Origin of the sequence: Peptacetobacter sp. AB845, from assembly GCF_047528295.1 — a bacterium.
Classification (GTDB): Bacteria; Bacillota; Clostridia; order Peptostreptococcales; family Peptostreptococcaceae; genus Peptacetobacter.
In genome coordinates this window covers 770,473-788,871 of sequence record NZ_CP180001.1, presented here as the reverse complement: position 1 = coordinate 788,871, position 18,399 = coordinate 770,473, and the positions used below count along the sequence as shown (strand labels likewise).

The following is an 18,399-nucleotide window of genomic DNA, read 5'->3' as shown; positions in this document are numbered from 1 at the left end:
TCCTCAAAGAACGCTTTTAAAAATAATGATTAAACTTAAAAAGAGGGGCGAATATACTCCATTTGTGACTGTCGCAACTTGATTGCGCGTCACAAATGGAGTATATCGCCCCTCTCCCCAGTTATCTATTTCTTAAAAGTGTTCTAACCTCTCCTATCATATATAGAGATCCCGCACTTATTATTACATCCCCTTCTTCAGCAACTTCTAGCACTCTTTCCAAAGCATCCTCAATTTTTTCCACAGCTTCCACATTACCTGTGTATTTCTCAATCTTAGCTTTTAACTTATCCGCAGAAATCTTTCTCGGATTATCTGGCTCAGTCACAACAACCTTATCAAAAACAGGCATCAAAATCTCAAGCACAGTGTCGATATCCTTATCCTCAAGCATTCCTAGCATAAGCACAAGATTTCTATCAGCAAAGTACTTATCAAGAACTTTTCTCAAAGATCTCGCACCATCCTCGTTGTGTGCACCATCTATAATAAATGTAGGATTTTCCATCACTTTTTCAACCCTACCTGGCCATTTTGTCTCTAAAATACCTGCTTTCACACTCTCGTTTGTGATATTTGCTACCTTGCCACTTCTTCTAAGATAATCTATCGCATTTAAAGCAGTCACGCAGTTTCTAACCTGATGCTCACCTATCAATCTAATTTCCATATCCTTAAATTCTTTTCCGTTGATAGAAAAGTCAAATATCTGTGAATTAACATCATCTTTCTTAACATTTATACTACTAAAATCTGCTTCTACAAAATCAGCACCTTCCTCAGCTGCAATTTTCTTAAGCACATCCTCAGCCTCATCCCCCTGAGAATAAACTACAACCGCAGAATTTTTCTTGATAATTCCACCTTTTTCGTATGCAATTTTTGCAATAGTGTCCCCAAGAACTCTAGTATGATCTAAACTTATAGATGCAATAACGCTAACAAGTGGATTTTTTATAATATTTGTTGAGTCATATCTTCCACCAAGTCCAACTTCCATAACTGCGTAATCAACATTTTCCCATTTATATATTAAAAACGCCATCGCAGTCACAATCTCAAATTCAGTTGGAGAATCGTACCCCTCAGCAATCATCTTATCTATCCGCAATTTAACCTCAGACACAGACTTTGCAATATGTTCATCTGTAATATTTTCCCCATTTATCCTAATTCTTTCATTGAACACCTCAAGATATGGAGATGTAAACAGCCCAACCTTGTAGCCACTCTTCTCAAGCACCTTTGCGATAAATGAACAAATAGAACCCTTACCATTAGTACCTGCAACGTGGATAATATTAAGCTCGTCTTGAGGATTTCCAAGAAGCTCCATAAGCTTCTCTGTAGACTCAAGCCCAAGCTTCATACCAAACCTATGACTACTGTGTATATAATCTAAAGCTTCAATATAATTCATATTTACCTCCAATAAATCTAACAAAATAAAAGTTATCTTTTCCAATTAAACTTACTTTTACTTGGCAGAAACTTTTCATTTCATATTTTACTTACTTCTAATAAGCACCCTTCCACTCAAAAAAGTTTTTAGTTACAGGCAAGAAACTTTCTATAAAATAATAAAAATATAAACTGAAAGACAGTAAAATACGAGAGGGATGTCGCCTATTTTAAAAAAATGGCGGTAAAATTGAAATCGACAATCTGCAGAACTTCGCTTCATTATCGTACCTCTCATTTAAAATTAAAATTGCAAAGTTCGAAGCCTGGAGATGAAATTTACCCCATCTCTAAAAAAGGGAGATGTCATAAAACTATGCGACATCCCCCTCTATTTACTGCCTCGACAGTTTATTTTTACATTTTATGAAAGTTTTGCCTGTATACTAGCTAATCTTTCCTCTACTGATTTCATCATTTCTTCAAATTTTTCTTTTTTAGCTTTTTCCTCATCAACTAATTTCTGAGGTGCTTTTGCAAGGAATCCCTGATTAGAAAGTTTTCCATTAACTCTCTTAATTTCGCCTTCTAATTTAGCTTTTTCCTTGTTTAATCTTTCTAATTCTTTTTCGAAGTCAACTAATTCGTCAAGAGGTATAAATATCTTAACACCGTCTATAACTACACTTACTGCATCTTCAGGTATACCAGCTTCATCTGCTCTAACTTCAACTTCTGATGCTGATGCTAAAGTTTTGAAGTAGTCTTTTCCTGCTTCAACAGCTTCTAGTTTATCTTCACTAGGAACCATTATAACTTTTGCTTTTTTAGATGGTGGAACGTTCATTTCTGATCTAACGTTTCTTACGTTTCTTATACCGTCCATCATTATATCCATCATAGCTTCTTCTTTAGCCATGTTGTCTTCTTCTTTGAATTCTGGCCATTCAGATACTATTATCATTCCGTTTGCAGTTGGAAGATGGTCGAATATTTCTTCTGTTATGAATGGTATGAATGGGTGAAGAAGTTTTAATATTGTTTCAAGAACATAAGTTAATGTGTAAAGAGCTGCTTTTTTAGCTTCTACATCATCTCCGTATAATCTTGGTTTAACCATTTCTATGTACCAGTCACAGTATTCTGACCAAGTGAAGTCGTATGCTTTCTGAAGAGCCATACCTAATTCGAATTTATCCATGTTATGAGTAACATCTTTAACTATGTTGTTAGCTCTTGATATTATCCATTTATCTGCTAATGTTAAGTTAGCTTCAACATCGCTTCTTGTTACGCCATTCATCATTTCTTCGTCCCAGTTCATGAATACGAATCTTGATGCATTCCATAATTTATTTGCGAAGTTTCTAGCAAATTCAACTCTTTCCATGTAGAATCTCATATCGTTTCCTGGAGAGTTTCCTGTTATTAATGTAAATCTTAAAGCATCTGCACCAAACTGGTCTATTATTTCAAGTGGGTCGATACCATTTCCTAAAGATTTACTCATTTTTCTACCCTGAGAGTCTCTAACAAGTCCGTGTATTAATACATGAGAGAATGGTTTTTCATTCATACAGAACATTGCTGCAAATGCCATTCTTACTACCCAGAAGAATATTATATCGTATCCAGTTACAAGCACGTTTGTTGGATAGTAGTAGTTTAATTCTTCTGTGTTGTTTGGCCAACCAAGTGTTGAGAATGGCCATAAAGCAGATGAGAACCAAGTATCTAGTACGTCTTCATCCTGTTTGAAGTGAGTACATCCACATTTTGGACATTTTTCTGGCATTTCTCTAGCAACAACAACTTCTCCACATTCCTGGCAGTAGTATGCTGGTATCTGATGACCCCACCATAACTGTCTTGATATACACCAGTCTCTTATGTTTTCTAACCACTGTAGGTAAGTTTTGTCAAATTTATCAGGAACAAACTGTAATTCTTTATCGTTTAATATTTTTATAGCAGGTTCTGCTAATTTATCCATTTTTACGAACCACTGTTCAGATAATCTTGGTTCTATAGTTGTATGACATCTATAGCAAGTACCAACAGCGTGGTCGTGTTCTTTTATTTTTATTAAGAATCCTTCTTCTTTTAGGTCGTCTATGATTGCTTTTCTACATTCATATCTGTCCATACCTGCGTATTTACCGCATTTGTCGTTCATTGTACCGTCTTCGTTCATAACGTTGATTTCTTCTAAATTATGTCTTAAACCAACTTCGAAGTCGTTAGGGTCGTGAGCTGGAGTCATTTTAACAACACCAGTACCGAATTCCATATCAACATATTCATCTGCAACTATTGGTAATTCTCTACCAACTAATGGAAGTATTGCAGTTTTTCCAACTATGTCAGCATATCTTTCATCGTTAGGGTTTACTGCTATACCAGAGTCCCCAAGCATAGTTTCAGGTCTTGTAGTAGCCACTTCAAGGAACTGATCGCTATCTTTTAGGAAATATTTTACATGGTAGAAATTACCTGGCTGATCTTCGTGTTCAACTTCTGCATCTGAAAGAGTAGTCTTACAGTTTGGACACCAGTTTATTATTCTATGACCTCTGTATATATGTCCTTCTTCATATAATTTTATAAAGAATTCTTTAACTGCATCATTGCATCCCTGGTCCATTGTGAATCTCTGTCTATCCCAGTCACAAGAATCCCCTAATTTTTTAAGCTGATTTTCTATTTTTCCACCGAATTCTTCTTTCCAAGCCCAAGCTCTCTTCATGAATTCGTCTCTACCTAATTCGTATTTAGATTTTCCTTCTTCTTTTTTAATTCTTTCAACAACCTTAACTTCAGTAGCTATTGATGCATGGTCAGTACCTGGTAACCAAAGTGTTTCACATCCCTGCATTCTCTTCCATCTTATTAAAACATCCTGAAGTGTGTGGTCTAATGCGTGCCCCATATGTAACTGTCCTGTTATATTTGGTGGTGGCATCATTATTGTGAAAGGTTTTTTATCTTTATTTGGTTTTGAAGCAAAATAACCTTTTTCCATCCACTCGTCCTGAACCTCCCATGACTAAAGTCGCAGGGTTCTAAAAGTTTAAAACTTTATTTAAGAAGTTTAGTTGCTATGCAACCCTTATTCTTATAGGCGTGTCCAGTTCGCCTCTATTGTATAGGACTTCTAAGTCCACAACTTTACTTTTACTCAATATATTCAACGCTCCGTTTACATCTGCATTTATTAACCTACCATCTTTTGTTTGATACAATCCTCTCTTAACTCTTTTTCCGCTAAATTTATATTCCTTACGTGGAAACCAGTTTTTAATTTCTTCGATTATATTTTCATATACAGGAATCTCATCTTTGTCAAAGAAACTAGCCTTTGATGTGTAGCTTTCTCTTGTTCAACAAAAGTTATTCCATATAATTCACAAAGATACTCTATTTTTTCTCTAAGTACTCCAAATGGTATATTTACAAATGTCTGATTATTTTTCTTGCCTAAATCAGAATTTTTTTGAAGTGTTGGGTTATACCCACATACAACAGTTCCTATTCCATTTTCTAAACAATAGTTTATTATTATTCTTGCAGTTTTGTTCATATAATCATTAACTCTATTGTTTCTTTTTCTAGTATTCAAAAACTGTCTGTTTGTGTATTTCTTTTTATATCCTTGTTTGTCCTTTATACTCTGTAAACGTGCATTTTCTTTATTATGCCATTGGTTTATAGATTTTAATCTTCTTCCATCTACTATGAAAGATTTTCCAGTTGATGTTACACAAGTAGCAAGATTATTCACCCCCAAATCTATCGCTAGTACTTTATTTTTATCGACATTACTTTGAACTTCTTCTACTTCATAGATATATTGAATTTCAAAGAACCTAGCTTTTGATTTAGGTATAATTCGTATCTCCTTTATATTTTTATCAACTAGTTTAGGTGGAATATTTATCTCAATACTTTTATGTTCTTTCTTAAAAGAAAATGAGTATGGAATTAGTAATTTGTTTCCCTTTATTCTCACAAAACCTATAATCAATGTTTTAAAACCATCTTTAGGAAGATATTTAGGAAGTTTTATATCTTTAAAATTGTATTTACCTTTCTTTGCTAATTTAAGTAGTCCGAAGAAAGATTTAAAAGATCCATCAACTTCTTTTAAAATCTGCTGTGCCATATTTGAATTTAGTATTTTATAGTTAGGGCTATTTTTTAGCAATTCGTAATTCTTTTGACAGTTTAGATATTTACCTTCACTAAAATAGTACTGTCTAATATTATAGATTGCCTCATTAGCTAAATTCTTAGCTATATGAGATAGCAGTTTTAAGTTTTTATAATCTTCTTTAGTCAATTGTTTTACTTGTTGCTTCATAGTCAAATACATTATAATCACCTCACTTTCTGCAAACATTTGTATAGGTATATTATAACATATTTAACAGAACATTTGTTCTTTTTAGTCATTTTATTAAAAATATTTTTGTAAAAGTTTTTTAGTTTTAAATTTTTAGAATCCCACAACATATGGGAGGTCTCGTTCATATAGGCTCGCTGCTACCTATACAGTTCTCTTATGAACTTCTTAATGTTTCCATTAAGCACAGACTATATCTTATCCCTCAGCACTACCTGTTAGGGCGAAACCACTTCCACTACCAATAGCTTGTAGTGTACTTCCCTCACGAGGAATAGTCGTTGAAGTTTCTCCTATTCGGAGCTTACCTGCTGATTATCGATTTTCAAGCACTTAGGATTTAACCTTATACCATCTAATTAATTTTTTCTGCTTTCGCCACATTCACACTTGAGCTTTTTTCATCTCTATGTTGTAGTTTAATTAGCTTTACGATTTTCCAGCAATTCAGTTTCTTAGTTGCGTAGGTTTACTACGTCTACATACAAGTTTCCCTATATGCTTACTATTCTAGCCAATTCATCTCACAACTAAAGTCACAAGTATTCTTGAACTAGTTTAATAAAGTCTTGACTCGAACTCTTTTGGATCATAAGTCTTATTTAGATTTGTTTCCATTTTCTAATCCTCCCTATAATATATTTTATTATCGATTTCCTTTTAAATATTTTAGTAAATTCTTACATTTTACCAAGATATACTAAAGGTTTATCTCGCATTTTTGTGTCGAAATAATATTTATTACTATTTCGCCTATAAAAAAGAGCCTTTCATCCTGTATAAGGACGAAAAGCTCGCGTTACCACCTTAATTCCGAGGAAAAATTCCTCGACTCTCTACAGAATATAACGGTTCCACCCGTCCAAACCTACTAAACTCAGCTTGGAAACTCCGAAGCTACCTTCTCCAGCTCTTACTCCTGAAAAACCTCTCAGCCAATGGATTTCTCTCTCTGATGGAAGTCACTGAATACTCCTCTTCTTCAACGTTTTTTATATAATTAATACTTTAATTATATACAGTTATCTTTACTTATGTCAAGGAAAAACAACTCAATTTCATTACATCATCAACACTTCTACAAATTTTTCAAGGGACATCGATTTTTCAACTTCTTCAGAAGAATTATATAAACTGCAGATTTGGGATAAGTGTAATGCGAAAAAAGGTGGTGTTTTTTATTTTTCTAGTGACATTCAGTTTTTATTTAATAATAGTTAAATCGCACTCGACACTTGGAGACGCCTACCTATTTCGCTCTTCAAATAGGCGTCGGAATCGTGGAGAGGAGATTTACTATTATTAAATAAATGAATGTCTCAGAAAAATTAAACACCACCTTTTCGCAGTTATATCTTAACCAAATCTTCCGTTTATATAATCTTCTGTTCTTTTATCCATTGGATTTTCAAATATTGATCTTGTGTCGTTAAATTCTACAACTTCACCATTTAAGAAGAATGCAGTATCATCAGATATTCTGTTTGCCTGCTGCATATTGTGAGTAACTATTACTATAGTATACTTACCTTTTAACTCTTCTATAAGCTCTTCAACCTTACCTGTAGATATTGGGTCAAGTGCAGAAGTAGGTTCGTCCATTAATATAACTTCTGGTTTCATAGCTATTGCTCTAGCTATACAAAGTCTCTGCTGCTGCCCACCTGATAAACCAAGTGCTGAGCTTTTTAATCTATCTTTTACTTCATCCCATATAGCTGCACCTTTTAAACTTTCTTCAACTATTTTGTCTAATTCTTTCTTATCTTTTATTCCCTGTATTTTAGGTCCGTAAGTTATATTGTCATATATACTCATTGGGAATGGGTTTGGTTTCTGGAACACCATACCAACTTTTGTTCTTAATTCTATAACATTCTGTTTATTTATATCTTCTCCATCTAAATCTATTTCTCCGTAGATTTTTACGTTGTCTATTAAATCGTTCATTTTGTTTAAAGTTCTTATAAATGTAGATTTACCACATCCTGAAGGCCCTATAAGTGCAGTCACTTTTCCTTCTTTTATGTTCATATTTACATCTTTTAATGCCTGTTTTTCGCCGTAGTAAAGGTCTAAATTTCTAACAGCTATTTTAGTCTTATTATATATTTCCATTTAAAATTTTCTCCTTAAATTCTATTCTAATTAATTCCCGTTTTGCTTTTGTTTACTGATTTTATGTTTTGTTAATTTACTTATACATTTTATATCTTAAATTTACGTTTTTATTTCCCGATTAATATCTTTAAATAGTTATCTTTTGATTAATATTTTGCTTTGCTAAGTCTCTTACCTGCAAATTTAGCTAATGTGTTAAGTGCTAACACTATAACTATAAGTATTATACCTATTGAAGATGCTGTTGCTATATCACCAGTTTCTTTTGTTAATAAGTATGAGTGAACTGTAAGTGTTCTAGCACTGCTCATTATTCCTGATGGCATTTTTGCAACTGTACCTGCTGTAAGTAGTATCGCTGCTGATTCCCCAACAACACGACCTATTGAAAGTATAACCCCTGAGATTATACCAGGCATTGCACTAGGTACGATAACTTTGTATAAAGTCTGAAGCTTTGTAGCTCCAAGTGCAAATGATGCTTCTCTGTAGCTCTGAGGTACTGTTTTTAAAGCTTCTTCTGTAGTTCTTATTATTACTGGAAGAATTATTATCGCAACTGTTAAAGAACCTGATAATAATGAGTATCCCATTTTCATAAATGTTACGAAGAATATACCACCGAATAATCCGTATATTATTGAAGGTATACCAGCTAAACTTTCTGTACAGAATCTTATAGCTGAAACAAGTCTACCCTGTTTTGCGTATTCCTGAAGATATATCGCTGCAAGTATCCCAACTGGTGCAGATACTAATATTGCAATTACTACTGTATAAACTGTTGCTAATATCATTGGGTAAACCCCACCATCACCTGATGCCTGATAATCGCTGAATATAAAGTTAAAGTTTATGTTTCCAAATCCTTTATAGAATATGTATCCTACTATTACGAATAACATTGCAACTGTTACAAATGCTGATCCGTATATCAATCCGTTTAATATATTGTCTTTTCTTTTTCTTGCTCCGTTCATCTATTATTTCACCGCTTTCTTAGTTAACTTATTAAGTACTACATTTAATATTAATATGAATGTGAATAGTACAACTCCTGTTGCAAATAGCATTTCCTGATGAGTTCCGTATGCGTAACCCATTTCAAGAGCTATATTTGTTGTAAGTGGTCTAACACTGTCCATTATGCTTGTTGGCATTGCAGGAGAGTTACCAGCTACTAGTATTACCGCCATTGTTTCACCAAGTGCTCTACCTATACCTAAAACAACTGCAGCAAGTATTCCTGATTTTGCAGCTGGAAGAACAACTTTGAATATTGTTTCTATTCTTGAAGCTCCTAATGCATAAGAACCTTCTTTGTAAGCTGGGTCTACAGCTCTTATTGCTGTTTCTGATACTGAAACTATTGTTGGTAACATCATTATTGAAAGTACAAGTATTACTGCAAGTAAACTCTGTCCTTTTGGAAGGTTGAATATATTCTGTATTCCTGGAACTATTACTGCAAGTCCGAATACCCCGTAAAGTACTGAAGGTATACCAGCTAGAAGCTCAACTGCTGCTGATATTTTTCCAGATATTTTAGCAGGTGCTATTTCTGCTATAAATATCGCTGTTAAGATACCTACTGTTGTACCGATTACTATTGATCCTGCTGTAGCAAATAATGAAGCAGCTATCATTGGCGCAACTCCGAATAAATCCGCTGATGGAACCCATTCGCTACCAGTTAAGAATGCTCCTAAAGAATATCCTTCTGCTAAGAATGGTTTTAACCCCATATAAAATACGAATCCTGTTATAACTACTAAGCTTGCTATAGATATTAGCGCACTTATTAAAAATACGTACTTCATAAATCTGTCAGCACTGTACTTCATATTTAAATTTTTTATTTTCTTTTCTTTTGTCCTAGAAGATCCCACTACTTCTGTGTTTGTTGTCATTTTCTTTCCTCCTAAATTTTTTATAAAATATTAATTATTGCTATAAATATTAATTATTGCCTCTCTTCAAATACAATATCTATTTTAATATTTGTTTTTTAAATCTATATTTAGTTATGGTTAAAGTAAGGATAATTTTATTAAATATTTTTAATAAATTTAACAATAAAAAAAGACAATCTCATAACTGCTATATGCTCCAGGCTTCAGCACACCATACATTTATTTAACACATTTAAATGTTATGGTGTGCTTGCAGAATTGTCGCTAATATAGCAGTTATTTCAATTGTCCAATGTTTTTACTTACTTAAATCACTATTTTACATATTTAAATTTTAATTATTTCTATTTAATTATCTTAATATACAACTTCATTATCTTAATATCCAACAACTAAGTCCATTAATCCTATTAGCTAGTTTAATAAATCTTTAGATTAAATTTATCTTGATATTTTATCTATAGTCATAGATGGTACGCTTATACTAGCTCCCATTGTAGATTCATAAGTGTATATACCTGCACTTAGTCCATATACAGTTATATAGTCGTCCTCAAGTATTCTTTCAGATATTATACTAGAGTTAAATGTTCCAAGTATGATATTGTCATAGTCCCCATCTACGGCTAATCTTATTCCTACTGAATCTCCATCTTCCATTACCTGAACAACCTTTCCACTAAATTTAACTTTTTTAGCTAAATAATCATCAGGTGTTCTTGCTAATTGGCTGTATGTTATTCCTGTATCGTAACCTTTTTTCTCTTCTTCCTCTTTTTTCTTTTTCTCTGCAGCTAATTTTTCTGCTTCTTCTTTTTCTTTTGCTTCCTTAGCTGCTTTTAGCTCAGCCTCTTTCTTTTCCTGTTCAGCAGCCGTCATTTCAAACCAAGGAGCTGCTTCATCTACTTTGCCTTGTAGTTCCTTGATTTTCTTATCTTTTTCAGCTATCTGAGTTTGTTGCTGGGCTATTTGATCCTCATACTCTGTTGAATCTGAAGTAAAAAAGAATGCACCTATTAAAACCCCTATTACAAATGGAATTATCACTTCTTTTCTAAATATCTTTTTAAACTTAGATGTACTATCTACTTTATTTAGTTGCTTCTTACCTTTCTCTTTTTTAACTCTATTTTTTTCAGCACTATTTTTTCCACTAGTATAATTATTTTCTTCACTCAAATTATCTTTATTTGATTCCTCTTCTTTTTCTGCTTCTAACTCTTTTTTCTTTAACTCTTCTATTTTTTCGTTCTTAGTTAAAATTTCCTTATTTAAATCTTCTATTTCTTTTTCTATATTTTTTATCTTAGTATTATTTCTATTAATTTCATTTTCTATAGATTTTAATTTTTCATTAAAAACTTCCTTGTCCTCTTCTGCAACAGAGTCGTCCATTGAAGAAATAGCATTTTTTATTCCTTCCATTCTCTTCTCACAATTAGAGTTTGCTTCTTGAATTTCTTTAATAGTATTATTTCTTTCGGCTATCTTGTTATTTAGTTCATTGATAGAAGTTGATAAACTTTCCTCGCTCCAAGTTTCTTCGCTTTCCTTTTTAGATCTTTTTTTGTAAATAATAAATGCAACTATAATGAGAATAACTACTACGAATCCCATTAAATCCCCTCCTTTTGTTTTAAATCAGTTCTATACTATATAGAATATACTATTTCTTTTAAAATATCAACCTTTTAAATAAAACTTTTAGATTTAGATAATTTAAACTGCTTTTATTTATCAACTAAGAAAATAATTTTATATCCACTTATTCTACGCATTGCATATCTTCTTATATATATTCAAAAAATAAAACTCCCTAGAGAACCTAATCTCTAGGGAGTTTCTGTGGGATTGGATATATATTGTGGTGTTAGAGTGAGTTAATTTATATCTATTTATATATATTTCCTGTCTATTTTCTTTCTAGACATCTATTTTATTCCCTAGGAAACTACTCTTTTCCGTGTTTTCCTAGGTTTTCATCAAGGAAACTATATAGAAAGAAACTTCTTAGACATACGCTGCGACAATCTGCAAGCGACTCGCAACACATAAATGTGTTACATTAAAAGTGCGAGTCGCTGAAGCCTGGAGCGAAGATGTATAACAGCTTGTTTTCCTATTTGTTTATTTTGATGAATCCTTCATCTTCCATTATCTGCTGACCTTCTTCACTTAATACGAAGTCTATTAATTTTTTACCATTTTCTGATAATCCATCCTGTTTGTCAACTAGTAAGAATGGTCTAGCTATTGGGTAGCTTGAGTTAGTTACGTTATCTGCTGTTGGTTCAACATCATTTACTTTTAATGCGTTTATAGCATCATCAACGTATCCGAAAGATATGTATCCTATAGAGTTTTCATTTCCTTCAACTGTTGATTTTATGTTTCCTGAACCATCACTAACCTGAGCATCTTTTAATAATTCTGTAGATTCAAATCCTATTATTTCCTGGAATCCGTCTCTTGTACCAGAACCTTCTTCTCTTGATACAACAACTATTGGAGCATCGTTTCCGCCAACTTCTTTCCAGTTAGTTATTTTTCCAGTGTATATATCTTTTACCTGATCTGTTGTAAGATTTTTAACTGGGTTGTTTTTGTTTGTTATAACTGCTATACCATCTATAGCTATTTTTGTTTCCTGAAGTCCTGCTGATTTTTCTTCATCTTTTAAATCTCTTGATGCCATACCTATTTCAGATACACCATCTATTGCATTTTTTATACCAGCTGATGAACCTATCTGCTGTATTTCAACACTTACACCTTCATTTGCTTTTTCAAACCGTTCAGCTATTTTTTCCATTGATGGCCCTACTGAAGTTGAACCTGATACGCTTATTGTAGTTCCTTCTGAAGAAGCTGCTTCATCTCCTCCTGATTTTCCACATCCAGTAGCTAAACATCCTACTGTTAATATTCCTGCTAATAAAAGTGCTAATCTTTTGTTTTTCATTTTTAAATTTCCTCCGCTTTGTTATAAGTTATTTATTAATTATTACAGTATCTATAATAAAGCAGATGTATTAAAAGAATATTAGATTGGAGTTAATGTAACGTAAAGATTGTTAAGTGTTTTAAATATTTTTAATATTTTCTTTACTATTCTACAGCATCCTTAACATAATTTATGAACATTTCTACAACTGGTGTAAGCTCTATCTCCTTGGAATAAGCCACTCCTAGCACTCTATTGTAGTGTTCTGAAAAATTTCTTATACTTACATTAAAAGGAGTATTTTCTAAAAGCAGCTTTGGTAAAATAGCTACACCAAATCCACTTTCAACCAGTTTTATAACTGTAAAATCCTCATTTACTTTGTACTTTATCTCAGGGTCTATCCCATTTCTATTAAAAATAATTCCAGTTTCGTAGCTTAAACCGTCCGCGGACAGTATAAACTTTTCATCTTTTAATTTTGATATAGGAACTGTTATTTGTGATGATAGCTTATGTTTTACAGGTGTTATCAAAACAAGCTCATCTATATAGAGTTTTACAAAGTTCATATCTGGAACAGAATACTCCGATACAAATATTATATCTAGCTGATTTGACTTCACCTTTTTAACAAGCTCGTCAAATTTATCTACTACTATATCAAAACTTATATTTGGATAATCCTTAGAAAATCTATCTAATATTTCTGGAAGCCAATTATACGCTATACTCTGTATCGTACCTATCCTTATATATCCTGTATCTAAACTAGTTAAATTATCTGATATATTGTTAATCTTTTCTTCTAAATCACAGATTTCTATTATACACTTCATAATTTCTTCTGCGTTTGGCATTAGCTCTACGCCACTCTTAGAACGTTTAAATATTTTTACCCCTACCTCTTTTTCAAAGCCTTTTATAATTTGGCTAACTGCTGACTGAGTATAATTCAGTTTATTGGCAGCACAAGATATACTCTTCATCTCATACACTGTCTTTATAACGTTGTGTTTATTCATATATTTCCCCCCATTACTGAACAAATTTCCCCAACATATATAAGTATTCTTTCAAGATGATATTAAAATTTTTAATATCTTAAAATAAACTATTAATATTAACCGCGCTTTGTTAAGTATTAATTTTTCTTATATTTGTCATAAATTTCTGTAAAATAATTTTGCATTTATTTCGTGTAGAATCAACATAAAGAGTATATTATTCCTTATATTATAAACATATTAGCATTCTAAATGTCAAACTTTTATAATTGACATTTTAAAATTTATATTTATACAAATAATTGGAGGTGCATTTATGGGTAAAGAATTTTGGAATGGAGCAGAAGCGGCTCACAGAAGAGTTATGATGAAGGCAGCAGGATATTCTGATTTAGACATCAGAAAAAAACCTCATATAGGTGTTCCTAACTCTTATATGGCAGGTTCTCCTGGTTCTGCTCATTTAAGACAGATAGCTGAAGCAGTAAAAGAAGGTATTTGGGCTGCAGGTGGTGTTCCTGTAGAATTTGGTATACCTGCTACTTGCGGAAACGTAGCAAATGGTGCTGAAGAGTTAAAATTCGAACAGGTAGGTAGAGATATAGTTGCTATGTCTATAGAATTCGTATCAAAAGTTCATAATTTTGATGGTCTTGCTATGATTGCATCTTGTGACAATATAATAGCTGGATGCTATCTTGCTGCTATGAGACTTGATATTCCATCTACACTTATAACTGGTGGTTCTATGCAGCCAGGACAGCATTGCGGAAAAACTGTTGTAGAAGCAGATTTAGATGCAGCTCGTTTCTCTGGAGCAAGTGAAGAAGAGCTTATGGAAATGGAAGATAATGTATGTCCTTCATTTGGTGCTTGTCCTTCTATGGGTACTGCAAATACTATGCAGATGCTTGGAGAAGTGTTAAACCTTGTTCTTCCTGGTACATCTACAATACCTGCTACTGACAACGCAAAACTAAGAAAAGCTAGAGAAGCTGGTATGTACGCTGTTGAATTAGCTAAAAAGAAAAGAAAACCTTCTGAAATAATAACTAAAGAAGTTTTACTTAACTCAATAATGTTTGATATGGCAGTTGCTGGATCTACAAATGCAGTTTTACACCTTTTATCTTATGCATATGAGCTAGGAATCAAGATAACTCTTGAAGACTTTGAAAGATATGCAAAAGATATAAAATGTATAAATGCTGTTGTACCTAGTGGACCTTACACTGTTGTAGACTTCCACTATGCAGGCGGTGTTCCAAATGTAATGAAGATGTTAGAATCTAAACTTTACACAGATGCACCTAGTATATACGGATGTACATGGAAAGAGGTTTTATCTAAGGTAAAAGCTCAGGAAAATAAAGTTATACAATCTCTTGAAAAACCTTTATTTGACCAGCCTGGATTAAAAATAATGAGAGGTAATCTATCTCCAAATGGTGCAATAGTTAGACCTACAGCAGTTTATGAAGAAGTTATGTACTTAAAAGGAAAAGCTAAAGTATTTGAAAATGATAGAGAAGCTTTCAATGCTATTCAAAGAGGCGATATAGTTCCTGGAGATATAATGGTTATAAGATACGAAGGTTGCAAAGGTGCTCCTGGTATGAAAGAACTTATGCTAAGTATAGATGCTCTTATAGGTAAAGGACTTCATAAGAGTGTTGGTCTTATATCTGATGCTCGTTTCTCAGGATTCAACTTTGGTGCAATAGTTGGACACGTTTCTCCTGAAGCTTACGACGGAGGTAATATAGCACTTGTTCAAAACGGCGATGAAATAATAATGGATATAAGAAATGGAGAACTTACTCTAAATGTTTCTGATGAAGAACTAGCAGAAAGAAGAAAAGCTTGGGTTTGCCCTCCTCTTAAAGAAGAAAAAGGTTGCTTAAATATATACGCTAAAATGTGTAGACCTGCTGAAGAAGGTGGAGCTATGCAGCCTTGGCCATTAGATGCTAGATATTAAGAAAAGTAAAAATATACAATATAAATTCAATATATAATACAAAATTTTGAAGATTTTATAAGACTAATTTTTGGAGGAAAATTATTATGATATTACTATCACGTGACGATATTAAAAAAGTATTTACTATGAGAGATGCTATAGAAGCCGATAAAGTGGCTTTCCAGTTAGTTGTTGAAGAAGGAAAAGTTGTTTCTCCTTTAAGAACTAATATACAGGCTCCTAAACATGACGGATGCTTCCTATTCATGCCAGCTTATGTTCCAGACCTTGATGTTGCATCAGTTAAAATAGTTGACATATTCCCTCACAACATAGATAACGGAATACCTTCTTCACCTGCTCAGGTACTTCTTATAGATGGTACTACTGGTGTTGTAAGTGCACTTTTAGATGGAACTCATGTAACTAAAATGAGAACTGGTGCTGCTTCTGGTGCTGCTTTCGATGTACTTGCTAAAAAAGACTGTAAAATAGGTGCTCTTATAGGTACTGGTGGACAGGCTTCTACTCAGCTTGAAGCAATGCTTACTGCTAGAGACCTTGAAGAAGTTAGAGTATTTGACCTTGACTTTGAAAGAACTAAAGCATTTGCAGAACAGATGCAGGAAGAATTAAGCGAATACAATACAAGAATAGTTCCAGTTAGATCTTCTGATGAAGCTATAGACGATGCAGATTTATTAATAACTGTAACTCCTTCTTCAAAACCAGTATTCGACGGAAGCAAAGTTAAACCAGGTATAACTATAAGCTGTGTTGGTGCATATCAGCATCACATGCAGGAACTTGATCCAGTTGCACTTGAAAGAGCTTCTAAAATATACTTCGATTCAAAAGAAGCTGTATTATCTGAATCAGGAGATATATTAATACCTCTTGAAAAAGGTATAATAACTGAAGATGACTTCACTGGAGATTTAGGTAATGTTATAAAAGGCGAACTAGTTGGTAGAGAAAATGATGAAGAAATAATAGTATTCGAAACTGTTGGTGTTGCTACTCAGGACCTTGTTGCAGCAAACACAATATACAAAAAAGCTCTTGAACTAGGTGTAGGACAGGAATGGAAATAAATTTAATTTAGCATTAAATTTTAATTTCATAATAAAATAGCCAATTAATTTAAACATTAATTGATATAGCAAAAGGGTCTATTGTATCAAATACGATGCAATAGACCCTCTCTTTTTATCTAAGCATTATTATTAATATAATATAAATATTATTATTAATCTCGCCTATAATACGCTATAATATAATAAAATTTACAATTATTTATTATACGAAAAAAATTTACAATTATTATACGAAATAGGATGTGATTACAAATGACAAATAAATTCTATACTTTTACAGATAAATTTATCACTTTATTGGATAAATGTGATTATGACGAGATAAAAGACTATTTATTAGAAAAAGAACTAGAATTCTATAATAACGACTTAAAAGACCTTGTACTATATTCTGGCTTTAGCATCCCAAACTACAACAAACTAATGGATATATTAGAAATAAACGACCTTGAACCTCCAATATTCTCAGACATATTCACTGACGAAATAATGGTAAACAACATAAACATATACAAAACAAACGTATATAACCTTTATTTTGTAAGAAAGGAACAATTTGGACTACGAGACGAAGATGCTGCAATAAATGAATTAGTATTTACAGACAACCTAGAAAACTTAATAGAAGAAGCAAAACAAGAACTACTAAACAGATACCTAGTAAAAGACTTACATCTAGGTAAATAAATAAGGTCGGATATAAATCCGACCTTATTCTCAACAGTTAAATAATTACTTTGAACAACTCTATTAATAACATTAATACTATTTTTTCTCTTCTCTCAACAATTTTTCAAATATTTTCATTACATTTGGTTGAGTTTTTGTAAATTTAACACCATGTTTTATCATTTCTCTTACTTTTTTTGCCTTTTTTTCTATAAGAATAATTTCTGATTCATTGTATAACATTAGATGATTATTTTTTATTGTATATTCTCTCTCAATGTAATTTTCTTTAATAGGAAACATATCGCCTATAAGAAATACATTATCTCTACCATTAGGTAACTTCAATATATGCAAAATATCACAATTCTTTTTATTTTTTTCTTTCGTCTCAATAATCTTCTTATATTTTTCTACTCTAGTTGACATTGGAATCATCCAATATATACCATTTTTATCCTCTATACAGTAATAATGTGGTCTATTTTCTTTTTTATTTCCCCTAAGATACGGATCTGGGAAATCTCTAAAAAACTCATCTTTTATAATATAAAACCCATTCTTTTTCACAGTATCCCCCCAAAAAAATCCCCCATCTAAAAAGATGAGGGATATTACTTACAACCCAACCACTTATATTCCGCATATTGGTCAGCGGTATACTTACAATCCAACTATTTATATTCCGCATATTGGTCAGCGGTACACTTACATATTAAGATATATATCTTATTTTATATAAATAATATATCATAAAATTTATAGATAGTCAATTTCTAACAAATAACAATATTATTTTAAATTCACTATCTACTCTACTTTCATACAAGTTATTAATATATGTAGAAAATGGGATTTCTATTATAAAGAAAAAAATATATT

The 18,399-nt window shown here is 32.3% G+C and carries 12 protein-coding genes, 1 pseudogene and 1 other annotated feature; of the genes and pseudogenes, 3 read left to right on the top strand and 10 right to left on the bottom strand.

Annotated elements, in window-relative coordinates; genetic code table 11:
* Positions 1-121 precede the first annotated feature (121 nt).
* The 9 genes and pseudogenes from ACK2WO_RS03910 to ACK2WO_RS03870 form a co-directional block, all read right to left on the bottom strand.
* Complete coding sequence (locus ACK2WO_RS03910) at positions 122-1,420, bottom strand: bifunctional folylpolyglutamate synthase/dihydrofolate synthase (RefSeq protein ID WP_414698430.1); 1,299 nt, start codon at positions 1,418-1,420, stop codon at positions 122-124.
* Between the two features lie 405 nt (positions 1,421-1,825).
* Positions 1,826-4,429: pseudogene (locus ACK2WO_RS03905) on the bottom strand (valine--tRNA ligase); the annotation flags it as partial.
* Positions 4,430-4,711: 282 nt separating this feature from the next.
* Positions 4,712-5,773 (bottom strand): RNA-guided endonuclease InsQ/TnpB family protein, encoded by a 1,062-nt coding sequence (locus ACK2WO_RS03900; protein ID WP_414698429.1) that lies wholly within the window; start codon positions 5,771-5,773, stop codon positions 4,712-4,714.
* 808 nt (positions 5,774-6,581) lie between these two features.
* Positions 6,582-6,798: a binding site (T-box leader), on the bottom strand.
* 361 nt (positions 6,799-7,159) lie between these two features.
* Positions 7,160-7,921, bottom strand: a complete 762-nt coding sequence (gene pstB / locus ACK2WO_RS03895) for a phosphate ABC transporter ATP-binding protein PstB (RefSeq protein ID WP_414698428.1) — start codon at positions 7,919-7,921, stop codon at positions 7,160-7,162.
* A 149-nt stretch (positions 7,922-8,070) separates the two neighbouring features.
* Positions 8,071-8,904, bottom strand: a complete 834-nt coding sequence (gene pstA / locus ACK2WO_RS03890; RefSeq protein ID WP_414698427.1) for a phosphate ABC transporter permease PstA — start codon at positions 8,902-8,904, stop codon at positions 8,071-8,073.
* 3 nt (positions 8,905-8,907) lie between these two features.
* Positions 8,908-9,834, bottom strand: a complete 927-nt coding sequence (gene pstC, locus ACK2WO_RS03885) for a phosphate ABC transporter permease subunit PstC (RefSeq protein ID WP_414698426.1) — start codon at positions 9,832-9,834, stop codon at positions 8,908-8,910.
* 444 nt (positions 9,835-10,278) lie between these two features.
* Positions 10,279-11,454 (bottom strand): hypothetical protein, encoded by a 1,176-nt coding sequence (locus ACK2WO_RS03880; protein WP_414698425.1) that lies wholly within the window; start codon positions 11,452-11,454, stop codon positions 10,279-10,281.
* Positions 11,455-11,956: 502 nt separating this feature from the next.
* Entirely contained in the window at positions 11,957-12,799 is an 843-nt protein-coding gene (locus ACK2WO_RS03875; RefSeq protein WP_414698424.1) for a phosphate ABC transporter substrate-binding protein, read from the bottom strand.
* A gap of 146 nt (positions 12,800-12,945) precedes the next feature.
* Positions 12,946-13,806 (bottom strand): LysR substrate-binding domain-containing protein, encoded by an 861-nt coding sequence (locus ACK2WO_RS03870; protein WP_414698423.1) that lies wholly within the window; start codon positions 13,804-13,806, stop codon positions 12,946-12,948.
* Positions 13,807-14,104: 298 nt separating this feature from the next.
* Between ACK2WO_RS03870 and ilvD the strand changes: the two genes are divergently transcribed.
* The 3 genes from ilvD (at position 14,105) to ACK2WO_RS03855 (ending at position 17,535) form a co-directional block, all read left to right on the top strand.
* Positions 14,105-15,769 (top strand): dihydroxy-acid dehydratase, encoded by a 1,665-nt coding sequence (gene ilvD / locus ACK2WO_RS03865; RefSeq protein ID WP_414698422.1) that lies wholly within the window; start codon positions 14,105-14,107, stop codon positions 15,767-15,769.
* Between the two features lie 86 nt (positions 15,770-15,855).
* Positions 15,856-16,845 carry an ornithine cyclodeaminase family protein gene (locus ACK2WO_RS03860; RefSeq protein WP_414698421.1) on the top strand — a complete coding sequence of 330 codons (990 nt, stop codon included), beginning with the start codon at positions 15,856-15,858 and terminating at the stop codon, positions 16,843-16,845.
* Positions 16,846-17,100: 255 nt separating this feature from the next.
* Positions 17,101-17,535, top strand: a complete 435-nt coding sequence (locus ACK2WO_RS03855; protein WP_414698420.1) for a hypothetical protein — start codon at positions 17,101-17,103, stop codon at positions 17,533-17,535.
* Between the two features lie 78 nt (positions 17,536-17,613).
* Here ACK2WO_RS03855 and cptIN read toward each other — a convergent pair whose 3' ends face one another.
* Entirely contained in the window at positions 17,614-18,087 is a 474-nt protein-coding gene (gene cptIN, locus ACK2WO_RS03850) for a type III toxin-antitoxin system CptIN family toxin (RefSeq protein WP_414698419.1), read from the bottom strand.
* Between the last annotated feature and the right edge of the window lie 312 nt (positions 18,088-18,399).